The 17,121-nt window shown below is 68.8% G+C and carries 26 protein-coding genes; 8 read left to right on the top strand and 18 right to left on the bottom strand.

Going from position 1 to position 17,121, the window contains the following annotated elements:
* Window position 1: 1 nt before the first annotated feature.
* Both ACIBEI_RS41255 and ACIBEI_RS41250 read left to right on the top strand, forming a co-directional pair.
* Window positions 2–469, top strand: a complete 468-nt coding sequence (locus tag ACIBEI_RS41255; protein ID WP_055615521.1) for a heat shock protein transcriptional repressor HspR — start codon at window positions 2–4, stop codon at window positions 467–469.
* Between the two features lie 148 nt (window positions 470–617).
* Entirely contained in the window at window positions 618–1,133 is a 516-nt protein-coding gene (locus ACIBEI_RS41250; RefSeq protein WP_398895912.1) for a hypothetical protein, read from the top strand.
* A 32-nt stretch (window positions 1,134–1,165) separates the two neighbouring features.
* Here ACIBEI_RS41250 and ACIBEI_RS41245 read toward each other — a convergent pair whose 3' ends face one another.
* From ACIBEI_RS41245 to ACIBEI_RS41235, 3 genes are read right to left on the bottom strand one after another with little or no spacing between them, the layout of a single operon-like run.
* Entirely contained in the window at window positions 1,166–1,906 is a 741-nt protein-coding gene (locus tag ACIBEI_RS41245) for a class I SAM-dependent methyltransferase (protein ID WP_398895910.1), read from the bottom strand.
* On the bottom strand, window positions 1,906–2,097 hold the full coding sequence (locus tag ACIBEI_RS41240) for a DUF397 domain-containing protein (RefSeq protein WP_398895908.1): 192 nt from the start codon (window positions 2,095–2,097) through the stop codon (window positions 1,906–1,908). The genes ACIBEI_RS41245 and ACIBEI_RS41240 overlap by 1 nt, the downstream gene beginning before the upstream one ends.
* A gap of 10 nt (window positions 2,098–2,107) precedes the next feature.
* Complete coding sequence (locus ACIBEI_RS41235; protein ID WP_398895905.1) at window positions 2,108–2,989, bottom strand: helix-turn-helix domain-containing protein; 882 nt, start codon at window positions 2,987–2,989, stop codon at window positions 2,108–2,110.
* Between the two features lie 254 nt (window positions 2,990–3,243).
* On the opposite strand from ACIBEI_RS41235, the gene ACIBEI_RS41230 reads away from it, so the two are divergent.
* Both ACIBEI_RS41230 and ACIBEI_RS41225 read left to right on the top strand, forming a co-directional pair.
* Window positions 3,244–3,675: an ATP-binding protein gene (locus ACIBEI_RS41230; protein WP_398895904.1), complete on the top strand. Its 432-nt coding sequence runs from the start codon at window positions 3,244–3,246 to the stop codon at window positions 3,673–3,675.
* Window positions 3,676–3,805: 130 nt separating this feature from the next.
* Entirely contained in the window at window positions 3,806–4,471 is a 666-nt protein-coding gene (locus ACIBEI_RS41225) for a Uma2 family endonuclease (protein WP_398895903.1), read from the top strand.
* Between the two features lie 5 nt (window positions 4,472–4,476).
* On the opposite strand, the gene ACIBEI_RS41220 is transcribed toward ACIBEI_RS41225, so the two are convergent.
* The 8 genes from ACIBEI_RS41220 to ACIBEI_RS41185 form a co-directional block, all read right to left on the bottom strand.
* On the bottom strand, window positions 4,477–4,734 hold the full coding sequence (locus ACIBEI_RS41220) for a hypothetical protein (RefSeq protein WP_398895901.1): 258 nt from the start codon (window positions 4,732–4,734) through the stop codon (window positions 4,477–4,479).
* 148 nt (window positions 4,735–4,882) lie between these two features.
* Window positions 4,883–5,740 carry a peptidoglycan-binding protein gene (locus tag ACIBEI_RS41215; protein ID WP_398895899.1) on the bottom strand — a complete coding sequence of 286 codons (858 nt, stop codon included), beginning with the start codon at window positions 5,738–5,740 and terminating at the stop codon, window positions 4,883–4,885.
* A gap of 10 nt (window positions 5,741–5,750) precedes the next feature.
* The gene (locus tag ACIBEI_RS41210; RefSeq protein WP_398895897.1) at window positions 5,751–6,392 is read right to left on the bottom strand and encodes a hypothetical protein; all 642 of its coding nucleotides are present in this window, start codon (window positions 6,390–6,392) and stop codon (window positions 5,751–5,753) included.
* A 105-nt stretch (window positions 6,393–6,497) separates the two neighbouring features.
* On the bottom strand, window positions 6,498–6,659 hold the full coding sequence (locus tag ACIBEI_RS41205) for a hypothetical protein (RefSeq protein ID WP_398895896.1): 162 nt from the start codon (window positions 6,657–6,659) through the stop codon (window positions 6,498–6,500).
* A complete protein-coding gene (locus tag ACIBEI_RS41200) occupies window positions 6,656–9,037 on the bottom strand; it encodes a hypothetical protein (RefSeq protein ID WP_398895894.1) in 2,382 nt (793 codons plus the stop codon). Before ACIBEI_RS41200 ends, ACIBEI_RS41205 begins: the two co-directional genes overlap by 4 nt.
* A 3-nt stretch (window positions 9,038–9,040) precedes the next feature.
* Window positions 9,041–9,871, bottom strand: a complete 831-nt coding sequence (locus ACIBEI_RS41195) for a hypothetical protein (RefSeq protein WP_398895893.1) — start codon at window positions 9,869–9,871, stop codon at window positions 9,041–9,043.
* A gap of 9 nt (window positions 9,872–9,880) precedes the next feature.
* On the bottom strand, window positions 9,881–10,774 hold the full coding sequence (locus ACIBEI_RS41190; RefSeq protein ID WP_398895892.1) for a hypothetical protein: 894 nt from the start codon (window positions 10,772–10,774) through the stop codon (window positions 9,881–9,883).
* Window positions 10,775–10,882: 108 nt separating this feature from the next.
* Window positions 10,883–11,533: a hypothetical protein gene (locus ACIBEI_RS41185; RefSeq protein WP_398895891.1), complete on the bottom strand. Its 651-nt coding sequence runs from the start codon at window positions 11,531–11,533 to the stop codon at window positions 10,883–10,885.
* A gap of 40 nt (window positions 11,534–11,573) precedes the next feature.
* On the opposite strand from ACIBEI_RS41185, the gene ACIBEI_RS41180 reads away from it, so the two are divergent.
* Together ACIBEI_RS41180 and ACIBEI_RS41175 are read left to right on the top strand one after the other, a co-directional pair.
* Entirely contained in the window at window positions 11,574–11,996 is a 423-nt protein-coding gene (locus ACIBEI_RS41180) for a hypothetical protein (RefSeq protein ID WP_398895890.1), read from the top strand.
* An 85-nt stretch (window positions 11,997–12,081) separates the two neighbouring features.
* On the top strand, window positions 12,082–12,471 hold the full coding sequence (locus ACIBEI_RS41175; RefSeq protein WP_398895889.1) for a DUF3592 domain-containing protein: 390 nt from the start codon (window positions 12,082–12,084) through the stop codon (window positions 12,469–12,471).
* Between the two features lie 23 nt (window positions 12,472–12,494).
* Here the strand turns inward: ACIBEI_RS41175 and ACIBEI_RS41170 are convergent, their stop codons facing one another.
* From ACIBEI_RS41170 to ACIBEI_RS41140, 7 genes are all read right to left on the bottom strand, one after another.
* Window positions 12,495–12,734, bottom strand: a complete 240-nt coding sequence (locus ACIBEI_RS41170; RefSeq protein WP_398895888.1) for a hypothetical protein — start codon at window positions 12,732–12,734, stop codon at window positions 12,495–12,497.
* A 161-nt stretch (window positions 12,735–12,895) separates the two neighbouring features.
* On the bottom strand, window positions 12,896–13,186 hold the full coding sequence (locus tag ACIBEI_RS41165) for a hypothetical protein (protein WP_266762190.1): 291 nt from the start codon (window positions 13,184–13,186) through the stop codon (window positions 12,896–12,898).
* A 218-nt stretch (window positions 13,187–13,404) separates the two neighbouring features.
* Complete coding sequence (locus ACIBEI_RS41160; protein WP_398895887.1) at window positions 13,405–14,001, bottom strand: phage tail protein; 597 nt, start codon at window positions 13,999–14,001, stop codon at window positions 13,405–13,407.
* An 85-nt stretch (window positions 14,002–14,086) separates the two neighbouring features.
* A complete protein-coding gene (locus tag ACIBEI_RS41155) occupies window positions 14,087–14,488 on the bottom strand; it encodes a hypothetical protein (RefSeq protein ID WP_398895886.1) in 402 nt (133 codons plus the stop codon).
* Window positions 14,489–14,817: 329 nt separating this feature from the next.
* Complete coding sequence (locus tag ACIBEI_RS41150; RefSeq protein WP_398895885.1) at window positions 14,818–15,057, bottom strand: helix-turn-helix domain-containing protein; 240 nt, start codon at window positions 15,055–15,057, stop codon at window positions 14,818–14,820.
* Window positions 15,054–15,566 (bottom strand): hypothetical protein, encoded by a 513-nt coding sequence (locus ACIBEI_RS41145; protein WP_398895884.1) that lies wholly within the window; start codon window positions 15,564–15,566, stop codon window positions 15,054–15,056. Before ACIBEI_RS41145 ends, ACIBEI_RS41150 begins: the two co-directional genes overlap by 4 nt.
* Window positions 15,563–15,790: a hypothetical protein gene (locus ACIBEI_RS41140; protein ID WP_398895882.1), complete on the bottom strand. Its 228-nt coding sequence runs from the start codon at window positions 15,788–15,790 to the stop codon at window positions 15,563–15,565. Before ACIBEI_RS41140 ends, ACIBEI_RS41145 begins: the two co-directional genes overlap by 4 nt.
* A gap of 242 nt (window positions 15,791–16,032) precedes the next feature.
* Between ACIBEI_RS41140 and ACIBEI_RS41135 the strand changes: the two genes are divergently transcribed.
* Both ACIBEI_RS41135 and ACIBEI_RS41130 read left to right on the top strand, forming a co-directional pair.
* Window positions 16,033–16,482: a helix-turn-helix domain-containing protein gene (locus tag ACIBEI_RS41135; protein WP_398895881.1), complete on the top strand. Its 450-nt coding sequence runs from the start codon at window positions 16,033–16,035 to the stop codon at window positions 16,480–16,482.
* A 59-nt stretch (window positions 16,483–16,541) separates the two neighbouring features.
* The gene (locus tag ACIBEI_RS41130) at window positions 16,542–16,913 is read left to right on the top strand and encodes a hypothetical protein (RefSeq protein WP_398895880.1); all 372 of its coding nucleotides are present in this window, start codon (window positions 16,542–16,544) and stop codon (window positions 16,911–16,913) included.
* Window positions 16,914–17,121 lie beyond the last annotated feature (208 nt).

Genomic DNA, 17,121 nt, shown 5'->3' with positions numbered 1-17,121 from the left:
CATGGACGCAACCGGACGCCGTCGACAGAGTTCCTATTCCGCATATGAGCTGACGGAAGAAACACCGGTGTACGTCATCTCGGTGGCCGCCCAGCTCTCCGGCCTGCACCCGCAGACCCTCCGCCAGTACGACCGCCTCGGCCTGGTCTCCCCGGACCGCACGGCCGGGCGCGGCCGCCGCTACTCGGCCCGCGACATCGAACTGCTGCGCACCGTCCAGCAGTTGTCGCAGGACGAGGGCATCAACCTCGCCGGCATCAAGCGCATCATCGAACTGGAGAACCAGGTCGCCGCGCTCCAGTCCCGCGTCGCGGAGATGGAAGCGGCCCTGGACGGCGCGGCGGCCGCGATGCAGCAGCGCGAGGCCGCCGTCCACGCCTCGTACCGCCGCGACCTGGTCCCGTACCAGGAGGTCCAGCAGACGAGCGCACTGGTGGTGTGGCGCCCTAAGCGACAGCAGTCGGACTGACGCGTGCGTCCAGTTCGACACCTGTAGGCACACAGAAGGGGCCCGGAGATTCGACCGAATCTCCGGGCCCCTCCCATGTGTTGCGATCATGTACAGGACTACTGATCCACGGATCCGTTGGATTCGCGGGGGGAATGGAGCTTTTCCCATGGCCATGGTGGGGCTGTTCTGGATAGCCGAGGGCGATGTGTATGTGGGGGCGAAACCGTCCGGGCGCGCCCCGGGGGTGCGGCTGACGCCGGAAGGGGTCGTGTCGCTCGGTGACGGCAGCTCGGACCTGTGGCCGTGGGACGAGGTGCGTGGGCTGACCGTCGAGGATGTCCCGCTGAAATCCCTCAAGCGACAGATCAGCGTGATGGTGGACATGGTGCTGACCGTGACCAGCTTCGGCGAGACCGATGCGCCGCCGATGATGAGCGTCCTCGTCGAAACGGCCGACGGGACCACCGACTTGACCGTGTACGCGGCGGCTTCCAGCTACTCCCAGGAGGAGTACGACCTCTCGCTGTCCCTCCTCTCCCACCTGACGGCGGGCGAGGCCACCCTGCGCGCGACGCTGGCCGCCATGGCGCAGTGGGGCCGGACGCAGGAGGACGGGTCGCCGCGGGCGGCGGAGCGGGAGGGGTTGCTGCGGGAGTGGGTCGGGGTCGGCAGCCTCTCGTGAGTGGCCGTCCGGGCGTCAGCGGTGGCTGGGCATCAGGCCTGGCCGGCTCCCGGCCGTAGCGCCACGAAGACGAACTCCCGACCCGGCCGGTCGGGGGCGTCGCGGACTTCCTCCACGACGTACCCCTGCGCGGCCAGATCCGCCTCGATCTCGTCCCGCTCGCGGAAACGGAGGGTCGATTCCGAGGTCAGGACCTCCCCGTCCGCCGCGAACACAAAGGTGTGGCGGAACGTCACCAGCTGCCCGTCGACCTCGACCAGGTCGTCCCAGCCCTCGATCGCGCCGACGCCCGGGAGTTCCGTAACCCCGTACGAGGCCTCGCGGTTCCACTCCTCCCAGGCACGCCCGACCGGATCCCGCGTCTCGAAGACGAAACGCCCACCGGGCCGCAGGGCTTCGTAGGCGCCCAGCAGGGTCTTCCGCCACATCTCCGGATCGGCCAGCTCCTGGGCGGCGTTCGCCGTCATCGTCGCGAGATCGGCCTGGAGCGGCGGGAGGGTGGTGCCGTCCCCATGGACCCAGCGCACCCTTTCACTGCCGGGCTTGCCCCGCGCCACGTCGAGGGACGCCTGCGCCGGGTCGACACCGACGACCTCGATCCCGCGCTCGGCGAGCAGCAACGCGAACACGCCCGTCCCGCAGCCGATGTCGAGGACCTGACGCGCCCCGAACTCCTCCGCGATCCGCACGTATGCATCGAGGTCGCTTCGGTCGGGATCGAGCGGGTCGTAGATCGCGGCGAGCCGTGGATGTCCGAAGGCTTCGCCCGCCATCAGGAGTTGTGAGTACGGGTACGGATGTGGTGCAAAAGCCCGGCGAGGCCCTGCGGGGCGGTGGCGAGGATGACGCCGGGGGTGTCGCTCTCGCGGAGGCGGAGGGTTCCGTCGGGGGCGGTGGCTATGTTGAGGCAGTTCTGGTCGGGGGCTCCGCTGAACGAAGACTTCTGCCAGTGCAGTTCGGACATCAGGGGCCTCCTAGAGGGTGTAGAGCAAGTGCTGGATGAGGGACAGCGAGTCCTTCACCGAGTGTGCATCGGGGGCCAACGATACGTCGACAGGGCCGAGGGCGTTCTCGGCGAGCCGGTCGAACAACGAGCCGTACAGATCGAGTTGTGCCGGCTCGCGCAGGTAGTCGGTCGCCGTCGCGCGGTCGAGGACCACGGTGCCCAACCGTGGGGTATGGGGGATGACATGGACGAAGTTCCCGCTGAGGGCCGCGTACGCCTGTGCGCTGAACGGATAGACCTGGATCGTCACGTTCGGCAGTCGAGCCAGCTCGATGAGCCGTACCAACTGCTCGCGTACGACCTGGGCGCTGCCGAACCGCATGTGCAGAGCGGCCTCGTGGATCACGGCGTGGACGGAAGGCGGGTTCTTGCCGGTGAGGATGTGCTGCCGTTCCATACGGAACTTCAGGGCCTCGTTGATGTTCTCGAAGCCCAGCTTGGGGCTGTTGAAGATGGCCCGCGCGTAGTCGGCGGTCTGGAAGAGCCCCGGAATGAACAGCGACTCGTGTACCCGCAGTGATGCGGCCTGGGCCTCCAGTTCAGCGAGGTTGAGTGCACCAGACCCCAGATGCTTCTTGTGCGCGCTCCACCATCCTTTGCCGGTTGCCTCGGACAGGGACACCAGCGCGTCAATATAGGGCTTGTCTGTGTAACCGTATGTGCGGCACAACTCCAGGAGCCGCTCAGTCAGAATCGATGTCCGACCCAGCTCGATATGACTGAGCTGCGCTCGGCTCATGCCGATGCGCTGAGCGGCTTCAGCTGCGTTTAACCCCGCCTGTTCGCGCAGTTGTTTGAGTTCGAAGCCCAGACGGTACTGGCGTTCACTGATGGTGGTGCGTAGTCCCACGGTTACTCCTTGGAGGCTCCCTCGGAGTCTGCACTGTGCGGGGAGGGTGGTCCAACGGCTTTGGTGAACAGGTTGAGATGTCTATCCCCATCCAGCTACGGTGAGTGTGGATCCAGTAACTCACTGGAATCGCTCAACTCCCCCTGCCCACAAGCCGACAGTGCACCCGCCCCTCCATCCAGGAGCGCTCGGGCAAAGCCATCGCCGGGCGCGGGCCGTGTCATCCCCCACCCTCCCGACTGGAGTCGACGCCCATGGACCCAGCCCGCCGTGCCGCCCACCGTCCCGTTCAACTCGCCCACGAATACAGCCTGTTCGCGTCCGCGGACGCCACCGCGCCCCGCGTATGCCGGGACTTCGTGCGTGCCGTCCTGTTCACGCACGACCGCGAAACCCTCGTCATGCCCGCCGCCCTGTGCACCTCGGAGCTCGTCACGAACGTCCATCTGCACACCAAGGGCACCGCCATGCTCAGAGTCCGCCTGACCTCCGCCCGCCTCCATGTGAGCGTCTTCGACGAGAGTCCGGACCCTCCCGTCGTGGTGCACCCTGCCGCCAGCGTCGCCGCCTGCTGGGGTCGTGGCCTCGCGCTCGTAGCGGAGATGGCGGACGCGTGGGGTGTTGCCGGGGAGAGGACAGGGCGGTTCGCCAAGGAGGTGTGGTTCGAACTGGCTCCGGCCACGTGAGCCGTTTCCGCATCGCCTGTTCGAGTGAACCGAGACCGTTTCCGCAGGTGGGCCCATATGGCTGCCTACCGTGATGGCGTTGCTTGTGCCACAAGCACGCCCAGCCCACACTTGAGGAGGTGATGCCACGATGACCGCTCTTGCGCACGAGAGGCCCGAGACCATGACCGAGATCAGGACCGAGCCTCAGTACCAGCCGGAGAACGGGCCCGGCCTCGACGAGGCCCTGTGGCAGGCATGGAAGACCATTGACCTTCCCGAGGGCTATCGCGCTGAGATCATCGAGGGAGTCATCGAGGCGTCGCCCACCGCTCGCCGGTCGCACGGCCTGATCACCAACCGCGTGCGAAGGGCACTGGACAAGTTCCTGGACGGAGGCGAGTACGCCTGCCATCAGGACGTGAACGTGATCCACAGCCGCAAGGCGTGGATCCCGGACGCTTTCGTCGCCCCGGAGGACACGGAGCCGTGCGGCGACGAGGACGACATGGGAGTAAGGGCCGACTCCGTGCAGCTCATCGTCGAAGTCGTCTCCCCCGGCAAGCGCAACCAGGACCGTGACCGCGTCCGCAAACGTCGCGAGTACGCCCGTGCGGGCATCCCGGTGTACGTCGTCATCGATGACTACGACGGTCAGGGCGCCGTCACCCTCTTCACCGGACCCCGCCCCGACAGGGCCGACTGGGAGGACATCCACCGCGTCCCCTACGGCACCGAGGTCACCATCCCCGAAGGCCCCGCCAAGGGTTTCGTCGTCACGGAGGCGATCACGGGACCTGCGCGGGCCAAGCAGTAGAGCGCCTATCGGCCGCCCAGCGTCTGCCAGACCGTCAGCGCCAGTGCCAGGCATGACGTGGCCGCCGCCAGGGACGGCAGGGGCCAGCGGGTGCGTTCCAGGGCCTCGATTCGGGTCTCGTGTTCGTCGAGGGTCTTGTCGGTCTGGTCGACGCGCTGGAGGAGGAGCGCGAGGTCGCCCCGCGTGGTGGCGAACCCGACGTCGACCGAGCGACGCAGCCGCTCCAGCTCCAGGACGACGTCCTCCGTCTCAGTCGCTGTCATCGCGCACCTCCCTGCGATCGTCCGCATCGGTATCGGTATCGGTACCTGAATCGGCGTCGGTATCGGCGTCGGTATCGGTCATCGTGCTGCTCCTCGTGCTCCTCGTTCTCTTCGGTGCTGCCCGGTGCTCGGCGGTGTCCGTTGCCCGTCAGGTCCTCGGCACACGCAGTCTGTCCCAGCTGGTGCGGCCCGGGATGCCGTCCGCCGCCGCGCCCACGTAGCCGAGCTTGCGCTGCCAGGCCGCGTACGAGAGGACGTCGGCGCGGGTCCAGACGGGGCCGGGGCCGTTCGCGTACCGGCCGCAGTCCTCGGCGACCAGCCGTCTGCCGACGGCGGTGATCAGGTCGCCGCGTCGGCCCGGCACGAAGAACGCGGCGCCCGGGAAGGGCGCGTGGGCCACAGGTGTGGGGCGCGGAGTGGGCTTGTCGCCCAGCAGCGCGTCGATCCGCGCGCGCATCACCGTCATCGGGAACGACGGGTCGATCTTCCGCCGCGTCCACTCCTTGTGGGCGATCACGCTGGCCGCCGACCAGCCGTGGGCCCGGCACACGGCCGCCGACAGCCGCTCCACGGCGGCGAGTTGGGCCGCCGGATACGGGTCGCGGCCATTGCCGAGGTTCTCGATCTCGAAGCCGTAGAAGCGAGCGTTGCCGTCCACGGCGTCCGGCCCGGGGGCGGGGAGCGTGGACCTCTCGGCCCGTACGGCGTCCAGGACCGCGGCCGAACCCGAACCGGCGTGGTTGGTACGGCCGTACCCGAGCAGGTGCAGTGTGCCGTCCTTGGTGATCAGCCCGACGCACAGCGGGCCCGGCAGCGCCGCGGTGCCGTCGCGGCACAGGCGGAGGCTGTCGGTGCCCGCGGTGTGGTGCAGCATCACGCCGTGCACCGGACCCCACGGCCCCTTGTGATTGCGGTTGTGCGTACGCCAGTTGGAGTGCTCGGAAAGGGCGACGCCCTCGCCGCGCAGCGCGCGGGCGAGGGCGTCGGCCGTCAGCGGTGTGGCCATGACGACCTCCTCAGTTCACGGGGGTGACGGTCAGGAACCGGAAGGCGAACGTGGCCGTTCCCGCGGTGCACCGGTAGGCGGCGGTCGCCGTGTACGCGCTGTTCGGGGTGAGGCCACTGACCAGGTACTGGGTGCTCGCCGAGACCTGGCCCGTACCGGTGGAGATGGCCGAGCGGGCGTCGGCGGCGGCCAGTACGACCGTCGAGCCCGAACCGGCCCGGACGTTCGCCGACATGAAGCACGTACCGGTGGTGCTGTTGCTGCCGCGCGCGCCCACCGACACGAGCACGGAGCCGGAGGCCGGAGCCGTGAAGGCGGCCGCCGTCGGGTCGCCGGTGGAACCGGTGAGCGTCTCCACGAACGCTGTCGACGCGGTGGTGCCGACCGTCGAGTTCGCCTTGTGGACCGGGGCGGGCGCCAGTTGGGACCAGACGCTGCCGGTGTAGTACCAGTACTGCTTCGGCGTGCTGAGCCAGCACAGCATGCCCGCCACCGGGGCGGTCACCTTGGCGTCCCGCGCGGCGCCGTCGGCGAACCGCAGCACGGTCCGGCCGTCCACGGCCTCGGCGAGCGACTGGATGTGCACGGGAATGTTCGCGGCGTCGGCCGGCTGCGGGTACGGGAGACTGCCGAGCGGAGTGAGCAGGGCCATGACGGCTTCCTCCTGGAGCTCGTGGGAGTTGGGGAGTTGGGGAGTTGGGACATTGGGGAGTGCGGGAGCTTGGGCGTTATGGGGGTGGCAAGGCGCGGCGCGAGGTCAGGCGTCCAGGACCGGTGGCAGCGAGTCCGCCGGCATGCCGCCGTCGCCGTCACGTGTCGTCGGGCTGTCGATCGGGACCGGATGGGCCACGTTGCCGTCCTCCTCGACGGGGTCCAACAACGGTTCCTGCAGTGGCTCCTGCGTGGGAAGTTCGCTCATGACGCGGCCCCCGGTCCGTTGAGCAGCTCGCGATAGGAGACCCCGCTCGTGGTCAGGACGTCGAGCGTCGCGTTCCGCGCCTCGATCAGGGAGTACGTGCGCTGCGTGCCGTACCCCGGATCGACCGGCGGGTCCGGCGTGAGCCCGGCGTCGGCCGGGACACCGTTGTAGGAGGTGCCGCGCAGGGTCAGGGTCTGCTGCGGGGCGGCGCCGGACGCACAGGTGGTGCGGATGCCGACGACCCAGGCGAGCGTGTCGAGCGTGGCGCCGCTGGTGTCCACCACCCTTACGACATCGCCGAGTTGGATGCGGGGGTCGTGCAGCACCTCCACCTCGCCGAGCACCGGCACCGGATAGCGGCCGGCGTCGAGCATGGCGAACGACAGGTCCGAGGCGGCCTGCCGCTGCTGCACCCACTCGGTCGCGGGCGCCTGGTAGACCTGCTTGCCGTAGTGGAACTGGCTGTTGGCGTTGTACCAGGCGTACGAGCGCTGCCTGGGATCGCCGGTCCGCTTCTGCGGCACGATCTGCACGGACGGCTTGCCGTCCTTGGTGACCGTCCAGACACTCGCCGTACCGTGGTTGGTGAAGCGGACGATGTAGTTCGGGCCGTCGCGCCGGGAGCCGACCGTCACCCGGCCCTTGACCGAGGTGCCGCCCGTCGCCGCGCTGCCGAAGCGGACCCGGTGGCCCCCGACCGGAGCCACGTCGTCCTCGATCTGGAGCGGCCCGATGTCGAGTTCGTCCTCGGCGATGGCGTAGGCGACCTCCACCGAGGCGCCCGGCCGGATCTCCCGTACGACGGTGTCGGTGACCGTGTCGCTGAAGGTGTGGCTGATGCCCGTCCAGTCCTGGTAGGGCTGTTCGCAGTAGTTGCGGCAGGCGTCGATCTCCTCGGAGACGGTGAGCGCGGCGATGTCCCGCCGGGTGGTCACCGTGAGATCGGGCCGGGCCGGCACCGACTGGAACCGGCCGGGGCCGCGCCAGCGGAAGACGCCCAGCTCGTCGAACTCGGCGGTGGACAGGGTGGCGCGGGCGATCTCGGTGATGGCGTCCCACTGGGAGCCGGAGACCTTGGGCAGGTCGAACAGCGGCACCGTCGCGTCGTCGAGCACCGCGCCCCTGGCCCAACGGCCCTTCTGCTCCCACTCGTCGGCGGTGTACGAGGTCAGGTCGGGCCAGGAACGGTCGGTGACCTGGAGGCACTCGACGGCCACGTCCGTCTTCAGATTGACCTGGAACAGCTCGGAGGGCGGCTGGAGCGCCGACGCCTCGGTGAAGGTGTAGGGCGCGGTCGGCGGGACGACGTACTCCCCGTCGGGAGCGGTGAGCCGCGGGTACACGGTCGCCGGGGTGCTCGCGCCGGTGGTCCCCGCCCGGGTGTCCACCGTGAACCCGAGATGCCACACCCCCTTGAGGGAGGCGAGCTTGGGAATGGTCCAGCTCGCGACCGTGCCGCCGCCGTCGACCGTGCCCGAGGTGATCTTCACGACGCCGGTCGCGAAGTACACGTTCAGCGCGTAGTTCCCGAACGCTCCCGCGCTGCGGTCGAAGACCAGCTTGAGCTCCAGTTCGCTGCCCACCGAGAGCGCGGTGTTCACATGCAGCTCGGCCTGGAACACCTTCCCGGCCACGACGAACCGGGACCGCGGCATCCACGACACCTCGAGCCCGGCCGCCTTCGGCATCAGTGCCGTGTCGAAGGGCGCCCCGTCCCGGATCCAGGAGTACGACGCCGGGGCCGGCAGCGTCTCCGGCTGCCCGTACGAGGCGTTGAAGCCGCCGTGCAGCGAGGCGTAGAGCGCGGTGAACGGCTTGGCGGGGTCCTCGGCCACGGCCGGTGCCCGGGGCGGCGGGCAGCTGTGGATGCCGCCCTGGCGCAGGAGTTCGTCCACGCACCAGGTCGCGCTCGCCACCGGACGCCCGTAACGCAGACCGTGGTACGGCCGCGGGAGCTGCGCGGGTCCGCGCAGCCGCTCCGCGCCGTCCAGCGCCTGCACGGTGACGGTGTCGCTGCCCGAAGCGGCCGCACGGGACCGCACTGTGCCCCGGAAGGCAGGCACCGTACGGCCGTTCGCGCCCGCCCTGTGGACGACCGACTGGCCGGGGCGTACGGAGTCGCCGGTGCCACGGCCCGCCCAGGCCGAGTACAGCAGCGGGGCGGGCACACCGGTACCGCCGAGGAGCAGCTCCAGCTGGGCCGACGCGCTTCCGGAGAAGGCGCGCAGAGCCTCGGGCAGATCGGTGCTGTAGGCCCGCTCCACCTTCCAGGACTGGATCTGCGCGCCCAGCTCACGGCCGCCGAGCCGGGTGGCGTGGGCCGGGGTCCGGTCCGGGGCGGCGAGGGCCGCTCCGAGCAACTCGTCTGAGTCCTGCACCTGTTACACCTCCACCAGGTCGATGCTGATGTTCCGGTACGGCAGCCGGGCCGCCGGGACGTCGCTGTACGCGGTCACGGTCATCGGCGGGCAGCCGTCGCCGAGCGCGTACGCGACGGGGTCCGCGTCGATCGTCAGACAGGCGCCGGCCAGTCCGGCGAGCACGGCCTCACCGGGGCCGCCGACCGGAGTGACGAAGGCGGCCTCGGCGGGAGCGGTGCCGGTGACGACGCTCGCACCGGTCACGGCCGTGGTGCTGAGATACGTGCCGTCGGCGCGTTTCCAGTCCAGTTGGGCCGTGGCGAGCGCCGGGTTCCAGTCGGGCGGCACCTGCCAGGACACCCGCATACCGGGGGCCACCGGCCAGCCGGTCCACAGGCCGTGCTTCCAGCCGACCCGGGTGGCCTCCCCGAAGTCGCCGATGACGGTGTCGCCGGTGTACGGGAGCACGCCCAGGGAGCCGGTCACGGTGAACCAGTGGTCGGTGCCGCCGGGTTCGGAGCTCTGGGCTGCTGCCTGGTACGGGCCGAGCAGGTTGACGGAGGCCGGGTCGACGACCGCGAGCGGTCCGTACGAGGGCGTCGGACTGCCTTGCAGACCGGGGCCGTTGACCCGGCGGGCGAGCCGGGTCAGGTGCTGGGCGTCACCGGGTTCGAGCCAGTCCCAGGAGAACTTGAGCCGGCGGACCGTGCGCGGCGGCGCGATGGTGGTGATACGCCCTTCGAGGGACTTGAACTCGGTGACGTTCAACTCGGCGCTGCGGTCCCAGCTCTTGGCGGCCTGGTCGATCTCCCGCAGCAGACCGGGCTTGCCGATCCACAGGTTCCTGGCCATGTCCTTGCCTCACCTCCGGGCGAGCTTGCGCTGTCCCAGCTGGACGGCGCGTGCGATGGTCTGGGAGTCCACGTCGATCTGGACGGGCCGCTCGGCGAGCGCCTCGACGGCGGCCGCGAGCCGGCGCATGCCACCGCCGGAGCCGAGCATCCGTTCCAGCTTGGACAGCGGGATGACGGCCTCGTGCTCACCGCCCTCACCGACGAGCGCGAGCGTGCCGCCGGTACGGGCCCGTACGACGCCGCCCTTCGCGAGCTGCGGCACCGGGATGGGCGACAGGTTGAAGGCGAAGCCCCGGCCGCCGATGCCGGGCACCCAGTCCGGGACCTTGAACTTGACGCGGTTGAGGGCGCCGATGAGGACGTTGAGCCCGCGTACGAGCATCCGGGTGGGCGTCAGGAACCCGTTCACGACGCCCTTGAAGAGCGGCCCGAGGATCCTCGCGGCCGACTGGGAGGAACTCTTGATGTGACCCCAGGCGGCGGTGAGTCCCTTGCGGACCAGGGCGGCGACCTTGTCCATGTTGACGAACTGGGCGATGAGCGGGGCCACCAGGGTCATCACCAGCCCGAACGGGTTGGCCGCCATGGCGAGGTTGAGGCCCTTCTGCGCGGTGGACGCGCCCTTGAGCCCCTTCCCGAGGCTCCCCATGGACTTCCCGCCCTTGTCGGCGTTCTTGCCGGCCTTCCCGACGGACTTCTCCACGGCGTCGGCCTGCCGTTTGACGTCCCGCAGGGCGCTCTTGGCCTTGTCTGCGGAGGACTTGAGCTTGTCGAGGGAGGTCTTGAACTTGTCGGTGGCGCCTTTGGATTTTCCCAGGGTGGTCTCGGCGTTGGTCAGTCCGCCGCGCAGCCTTCCCACAGCGCTCGCACCGGAGTTGACGGATCCTTTGAGCTGGGACATGGCCGAGCTGGAAACCGACGTGCGGCTGCGAAACCGCTCCATTCCTGCCGTGGCATTCGTGAGGGCTTGTTTCAGATTCATGAGAGGAATCCCTCTGGAGGTGTGAGGTCAGGACAGCGCGGAAGCAAGCAGGCCGACACGTCGTTCGAGGAGCGTGACCTGGTTGGTCGTGCCGGACAGCGCAGAGGAGGAATCCATGTGCCGGACCTGCTGCCTGGCTGTGTTCGCCGCCCGGTCGATGCGGGAAACCTTTCGCTCCAGCGACTGGATGCGTGTGTTGGAGTTACGGATTTTGCTGTGTGCGCCGACCGCCAAGTCCTGGAGTTTCCCTATACCTTTCTCCATTTTGGCAAGACGGGATTCGACGGCCGCGATCTCTCGCGCACGTCTCTGCAGCTCTTCTGCTTGCACTTTCCACATGACGCCGAATTTGTTGCGCTCAAGTCCCTTCTTCTTGAACATCTCCTCGATGACCGGCTCCAGGCTCAGGAAAGGAGTGAGTTCAAATTTGACGATCGTCAGCGCCGCGACCAGACCCAGAATTTCCGGACTTTTGATCTCCTCCCATATCTTGCTCTTTGTCTCGCTTTGAACCCATTTCTGAGTGGCGATTTCCTCGCCGCTGCCCTTGAGTGCCGCCTTCTTGACGTCGGCGATTCTGGCCAGTCCGGCCAGTGTGTCAGGATCAACCTTTTTGTCCAGATCCGACCTGAGGTCGCGAATCTCCTCGTCCAGTTGCGCTGTTGTCTTGTCCGTCATTACTCCCTCTTATCAAGTGAGATCTTGATAGAATATGCCCGTGAATTTGGGGACTCTGGGTGCATGCATCGTGATAAGTGTCGGTTTCGGTGTCCTGCTGTGGGGGGTTCTTCTGACCCTGAGCTGCCTGCGGGAGTATCGAAGAAAGGTCACCATTGAGGTTGAGATACTCGATACGCTCAAACTCTCGACGGGCCTCTCCTATCGCTTTTCTCCGGTGAATGGCGATACACGGCTCGACCGGTCCGTGACGGAAACGGACTGGATCGCAAGCACGCCGCGGAAATTTGGGGACCGTAGATTTTCCATGGGGGAGGCCGTATCCATCGATTACGATCCTGGATATCCTGCATTCTTCTACCCTGCAGGCGAGTACCCCGTGATCCGGCTGTGGCCGATCACCCTTCTCGCCTCCATGGCCGGGGCCGCCACCGTGGGCTTCGGTGTCGTGGCTCTCATGTGATGTCGAGAGGCGGAGCATTACGAATCCGCCCGCCCTGGTGGGGGGCTGTTCTTCGGCGCCTGACCGGGCGGGATGGGAGTTGGGTATGTTCGAGGTTCTGCGTGACTATGCGCCCGGCGTAATGATTTTGGGTATTCCCTTGTTGCTGGGTTCCGCTCTCTTTGTTTGGCGCGACGGGAATCTCAGACGCAGAGGTGTTGTCGTCCAGGCCGATTGCATCAACCACAGGCGTAACTCGGAGGGGAATACCAGTATCCAGCTCCGTTTTGTCGTCGAGGGAGCGGTGTATACCTGCGAGACGCAGAGCTACCGGTTCCCACCCGCTGCCGTGGGCGAAAAGCTTGATGTGATGTACGACCCGAGGGATCCGCGAGGAGCCATGATGACGGCGGAAGTCGGCAGCGGCAGGGTGCCGTGGGTGATCGGCTCGGTTGCCGCGGTTTCTCTGCTGGCCACCGCTGTCGCGCACCTCTGACCGGTTGTCCGCAGGGCCGGCTGTCAGAGGAAGAAATTCATGAGTTCTGCCGCCGTCGGCGTCGCAGTCCGTTGCGCCGACCCGGCGTCCGGCTTGACGTCGGGCTCGTCGCCCGGCCGGGGTACGGCCTCGGGGAACTCCAGCGGCTCGCTGTCCTCGTCCCGGTTGACCGTCGCGAACATCCAGTTCGCCTCGGCGAGTTGGTCGACGACGGAGGCGAGCAGGTAGTCGGTGACCGACCAGTCCGCCGACTCGCCGTGCACTTCGCGGGCCGTCGCGCTGTTCCGCGGAAGGTGCTGGACCAGTACCGAGAGCCGGCGCGACGACAGCAGCCCCCGGTGCCAGTCCAGCAGGTCGACCCCGTAGTGGCGGAGCAGGTCCGCCTCCAGGGCCTCGGCGTGCTCTTCGACCAGCTCGCCGAGGCTCAGTCTTCCCCCAGGCCCAGCCCCGTCTCCTTGCCGTAGGCCTCCAGGATGGCGGCGATGTCCTGCATGGTGACGTCGTGCCGCTCGAAGCGGGCGAACTGCTTCTCGCCCAGCAGGAGTTGGAGCAGTCCGTCCACGTCGTTGTCGTCGAGGTCGCGGAGTGTGCGGGCCGTGGTGCGGGTCAGCTCGGTCGGCAGCTCGAAGCTGTCGTCGTCGAGTTCGAAGGTCCAGGCCCGGCCGAGCGCCTCCAGGCGCTGCGCGCGGGCCGCGTTGACGTTGAATCCGGCCATGGGTGAACTCCCTTGCGGATGGGGTTGTGCCGTGGTGTGTCGGGTGCGGGTGCGTTGTGGCTGAGCGCGCAGTTCCCCGCGCCCCTGAAAGCGGGGCTGCGCCCCGGCTTTTGTCTTGGGAGGGGGCGGGGCGGCGGGTGGGGGAGCCCGCCGCCCCGGGTGACGAGCCCGAACAGGGCTGTCACGGAAGGTGGATCAGAGGGTGGGCGGGCGGTCCGTCACAGAGCCGCGTACGCCTTGTCCTTCATGATCCACTTGGCCAGTTCGCGCTTGGCGGTCTCCGCCTCCAGCGCGGTGAAGGTGATCCCGAGCTTCACGGAACCGGTCCGCGTGAAGCCCATCTCCTCGGTCTCGGTGACCTGCCCGCGCGGCAGGATGAACCGGTACACGGCGTCCGTGCCGTCCGTGAACTCGATGCCGAGGGCCCGCTCGTCCTTCGCGGGCGTGCTCGGGATCAGGAACTCGTACGTGTCCGCCACCGCGGTTCCGCCCACCGAGGTCTGGGTGATGTCGGTGGCCGGGATGCCCATGAAGAAGGAGAGCGTGCTCTTGTTCATCTGGAGCAGCTGGAACTTCACGGTCAGGTCGCGGTCGGAGTAGATGAACCGGCCCGGGCTCGCCGACTGCCAGGTGTCGACCGGGTCGATCTTGTCCTTCTTGTTGAGCTTGATGCCGTCGACGGAGGTGTACCCCAGCTCGACCCAGCCGGTCGGCCAGGCGTCGTCTGACTTGGCCGGCGCGGTGTTCCCGGCGGGGGCCACCAGGACCCGGCCGGTACCGGCGACACGGATTTCCTTGCCGTTGTTCGTTGCCATGCGAACGCCTCTTTCGAGTAAGGGACTTGAGCGGTCGTACGGTGAGCGGTCATTCGGTGAGCGCTCGTACGGTGGGCGGCCGGGCTCAGCGGAGCCGCAGCAGCAGCCGGACCGTGGAGCGGTAGCGGTTCGCCGCCGACCGCGTGTAGTCGGGGAGCCAGCGCGGGCCGTCGGCCTCGGAGACATCGACGACCACCGCGGAGCCGTACACCGTGTCGGCCAGTTCCAGGACGCAGGCACGGGCGGACAGCGCCACGGTGTGTGCCGTGGGCTTGTCCGGGCCGTACGCCTCCAGGTCGAGCAGCGGCTGGTCGAGATGCTGGTCGTCGATCCAGGCGCCGCCCATGTGGGAGACGAGGACCACCTTCTGGGTGCCGTCGAACCCGGCCGGCGGGCGGCTGTCGACGGTGACACCGGTCAGCTCGGCCCGGTTCTTGAGGAAGTCGACGACCAGCTGCTCGGCGTCGGGAAAGGTCAGGATGGCCACATGGACGCTCCTTCGGGAGACGGGTTTCCGGGGATCTCCGGGCCTTCGGGCGACCTGGCCCGGGAGTTTCCGGGCAACACAAAGCGGCAGGTCCGCCGCCCGTCCTCCGGGCGCAGCTCTGCCGCTGCATCCACTGTGACACCAGTGGGGGAAACTTGCAACTGGCTTATGCCGGGCGGCTATTCGGTCCGTACGCATGAGGGGTCCCGCCGCGTGGTGCGGCGGGACCCCTCGCGCGTACGGCGGAATCAGCGGGACCAGCGGGTTCAGTGGGATCAGCAGGGCCAGTGGGTTCAGCAGGACCAGTGGGATCGGCAGGACCGGTGGGTTCAGTGGTCGTGGTGCCGGGCGAGGTGTGTCGTCCGCTCGGCGGCGAAGACGTCCTCCAGGCGGAAGAGGCGCCGCCGGCCCTGTGTGCCCGCGGGACGCAGATGGCCGCGCTGCACCCACTTGCGGATGGTCGCGGTCGTGACGCCCGCTTCGTCGGCGGCCAACTCGGTGGTGATCAAAGGGATGTTGAGGGCCTTGCCGCCGTTCGTGACCCCGTTGACGTTCGTGGCTCTGGTCATGAGTGCTCGGCCTCCAGTAACCGCCCGCACACGGGATTGACGCATCTGATCTCGGCCCGCTCGGGTAACGCCCGCAGCGAGACGCAGTCGCAGGCGGGACAGCGGCCGGGCAGTCGTACGAGCTGCTCCGGGTCGCCGAGCGCGCGGGCGCAGCGCGCGGCCATCCGCCGGGTCTCGTCCTCGACGTGCGGGGCGAGCAGGGGGCCGGCGGCGATGCGGTCGAGCAGTCCGGCGATACGGCGCAGCCGCACCGGTACGGAGGCCGGGGGCACCGGCCGCAGGCCGAGCCGTTCACGTACGGCCTCCTCCAGTTCGACGACCCCGTCGGTGATGTCCCGTACGGCGTCCGAGACGTAGAGGCGGACCGGCGCGGTCGTGCCGCCGACGGGTCCGCTGTCCCGGCGCTCGCGCAGGCCTCCGTGGAGGGCGGGGGACAACTCGTCGACGAGGTCCGGGAAGCGGCGGACGAGTGAGGCGATCCAGACGGCTCCACCGTGGTCTTCGCTCATCGGGTGACCTCGCTCGGCTGGTGGCCCGGGCGCTGATTGCAGGCGCGCAATACCGGTTCGGCGTCGGCGGGGACCCGCGGGAACACCGAGATCTCGGGCAGGTGGGCGTGGGCGGCTTCTCCGCGCCGGTCCGGATCCTCGCCCGGTGCGGCGGAGAGCGCGGGAGAGCGCCAGGTCAATGCTGTGGTCGTGGTGGCGGCGGCTCCGGGCGGCTGGTCGGGCACGTGCAACCCCTCTCGATCTATGGGAACATATGTTCGATGGTTGCGAACGAGCGGACAGAGTTGCATGTTGCGAGCGCGTACGCAAGTGATTACGTTCCGTGGAGGTCGATGTGACGGCAGGCCCTCAATCGCTCCTGAGCTGCGGTAAGTTGCCGAATCTCCACAGTTACGCGCGGGCGCGCACACATATTGGTGCGTGTGCGATCGGTACGCTGCCTCGGCGACGAGGGGAGAGCGGACTCATGGCTTCGAGCTCACGGGCCGGTGCCCGCGCCGACCACAACTTCCGGGCCGCGGGTCTCGACGACTTCGCCGGCTGGATCGAGGGACTGCTGCGCGCCCGGGGCTACGACATCGACAGCCCGCGCGGCGGGGGCCGTTCGAAGCTCGCCGACGACGCCGGGGTGCACCGGGCCGCCGTGAGCCGGCTGCTGCAGCGGCAGTCCATGCCCGACCTGGAGACGATGCGGCGTATCGCGGCCGTACTCGGCGTGCCGCTGCGGGAGATGCTCATCCGCTCGGGCCGGCTCACCGAGGACGATCTGCCGGTGTCGGACGGCGACCGCCCCGCGGGCGGTGAGGACCGCCCGTGGCTGAGCGCCGAGGAGGCCGCCCTGCGCATGGGTGTCCCGCCCGAACTCCGGGAGCTGTTCGCCAAGGTGGCCCAGCAGTTCCTGCCGGAGGGCTGCTGACGGCGAAGGGGCCGGGGTACTCGGGCCATCGGCCTGAGTGGGCCTTGAGGGAGCGCGGCATGGGAATTCCAGGAGGCGGCCCGGACGACGAGGCGGAACGCGTCTCCCGCCTGGTGGGCGAACTGCTCATCGGCCTCGGCGAGAAGGTCCGGGCGGCGGGACCGGACTCCGTCCGTGTCCTCACCGAGGAAGAACTCCAACGACATCAGCTGAACTGGTTCCGCGCGGGGTGGGAGGAACACGCGCGGGCGACGGGGCACGGGGAGGGCAGGGCCCGGCCGGGCTCCGACCGCTCCGGGCAGCCCCGCGCTTCCGGGCATCCCGACACCGAGGACTTCCCTGTACCGCCCTCGGTCCGGCTCCTCCGTTTCCCGCAACGCCCGCCGGACGACGGGGGCGGGGCGGGCCCCGGGGCCGGGACCGATCACTGACCGCCTGGGTGACGCAGGCTCCCAGACGATCCCGGCGGTCCCGGCGGTCCCGGCGGTCTCCGCGGTTGAGCGAGCCCTGCTTTCTTTCGCCCCCGCCGCCCCTACCCGTCCCATCCCTGGGGGCTGCCGCCCCCAGACCCCCGCATCGGCCTGAACGGCTTCGTCCTCAAACGCCGGACGGGCTGGGTGGGTTGACCGTGGGTGGGTG

Origin of the sequence: Streptomyces sp. NPDC050988, assembly GCF_044456225.1 — a bacterium.
In the GTDB taxonomy this organism is placed as follows: domain Bacteria; phylum Actinomycetota; class Actinomycetes; order Streptomycetales; family Streptomycetaceae; genus Streptomyces.
The sequence above is the reverse complement of the archived record's forward strand: the minus strand, read 5'-3'. Positions and strand labels throughout refer to the sequence as shown.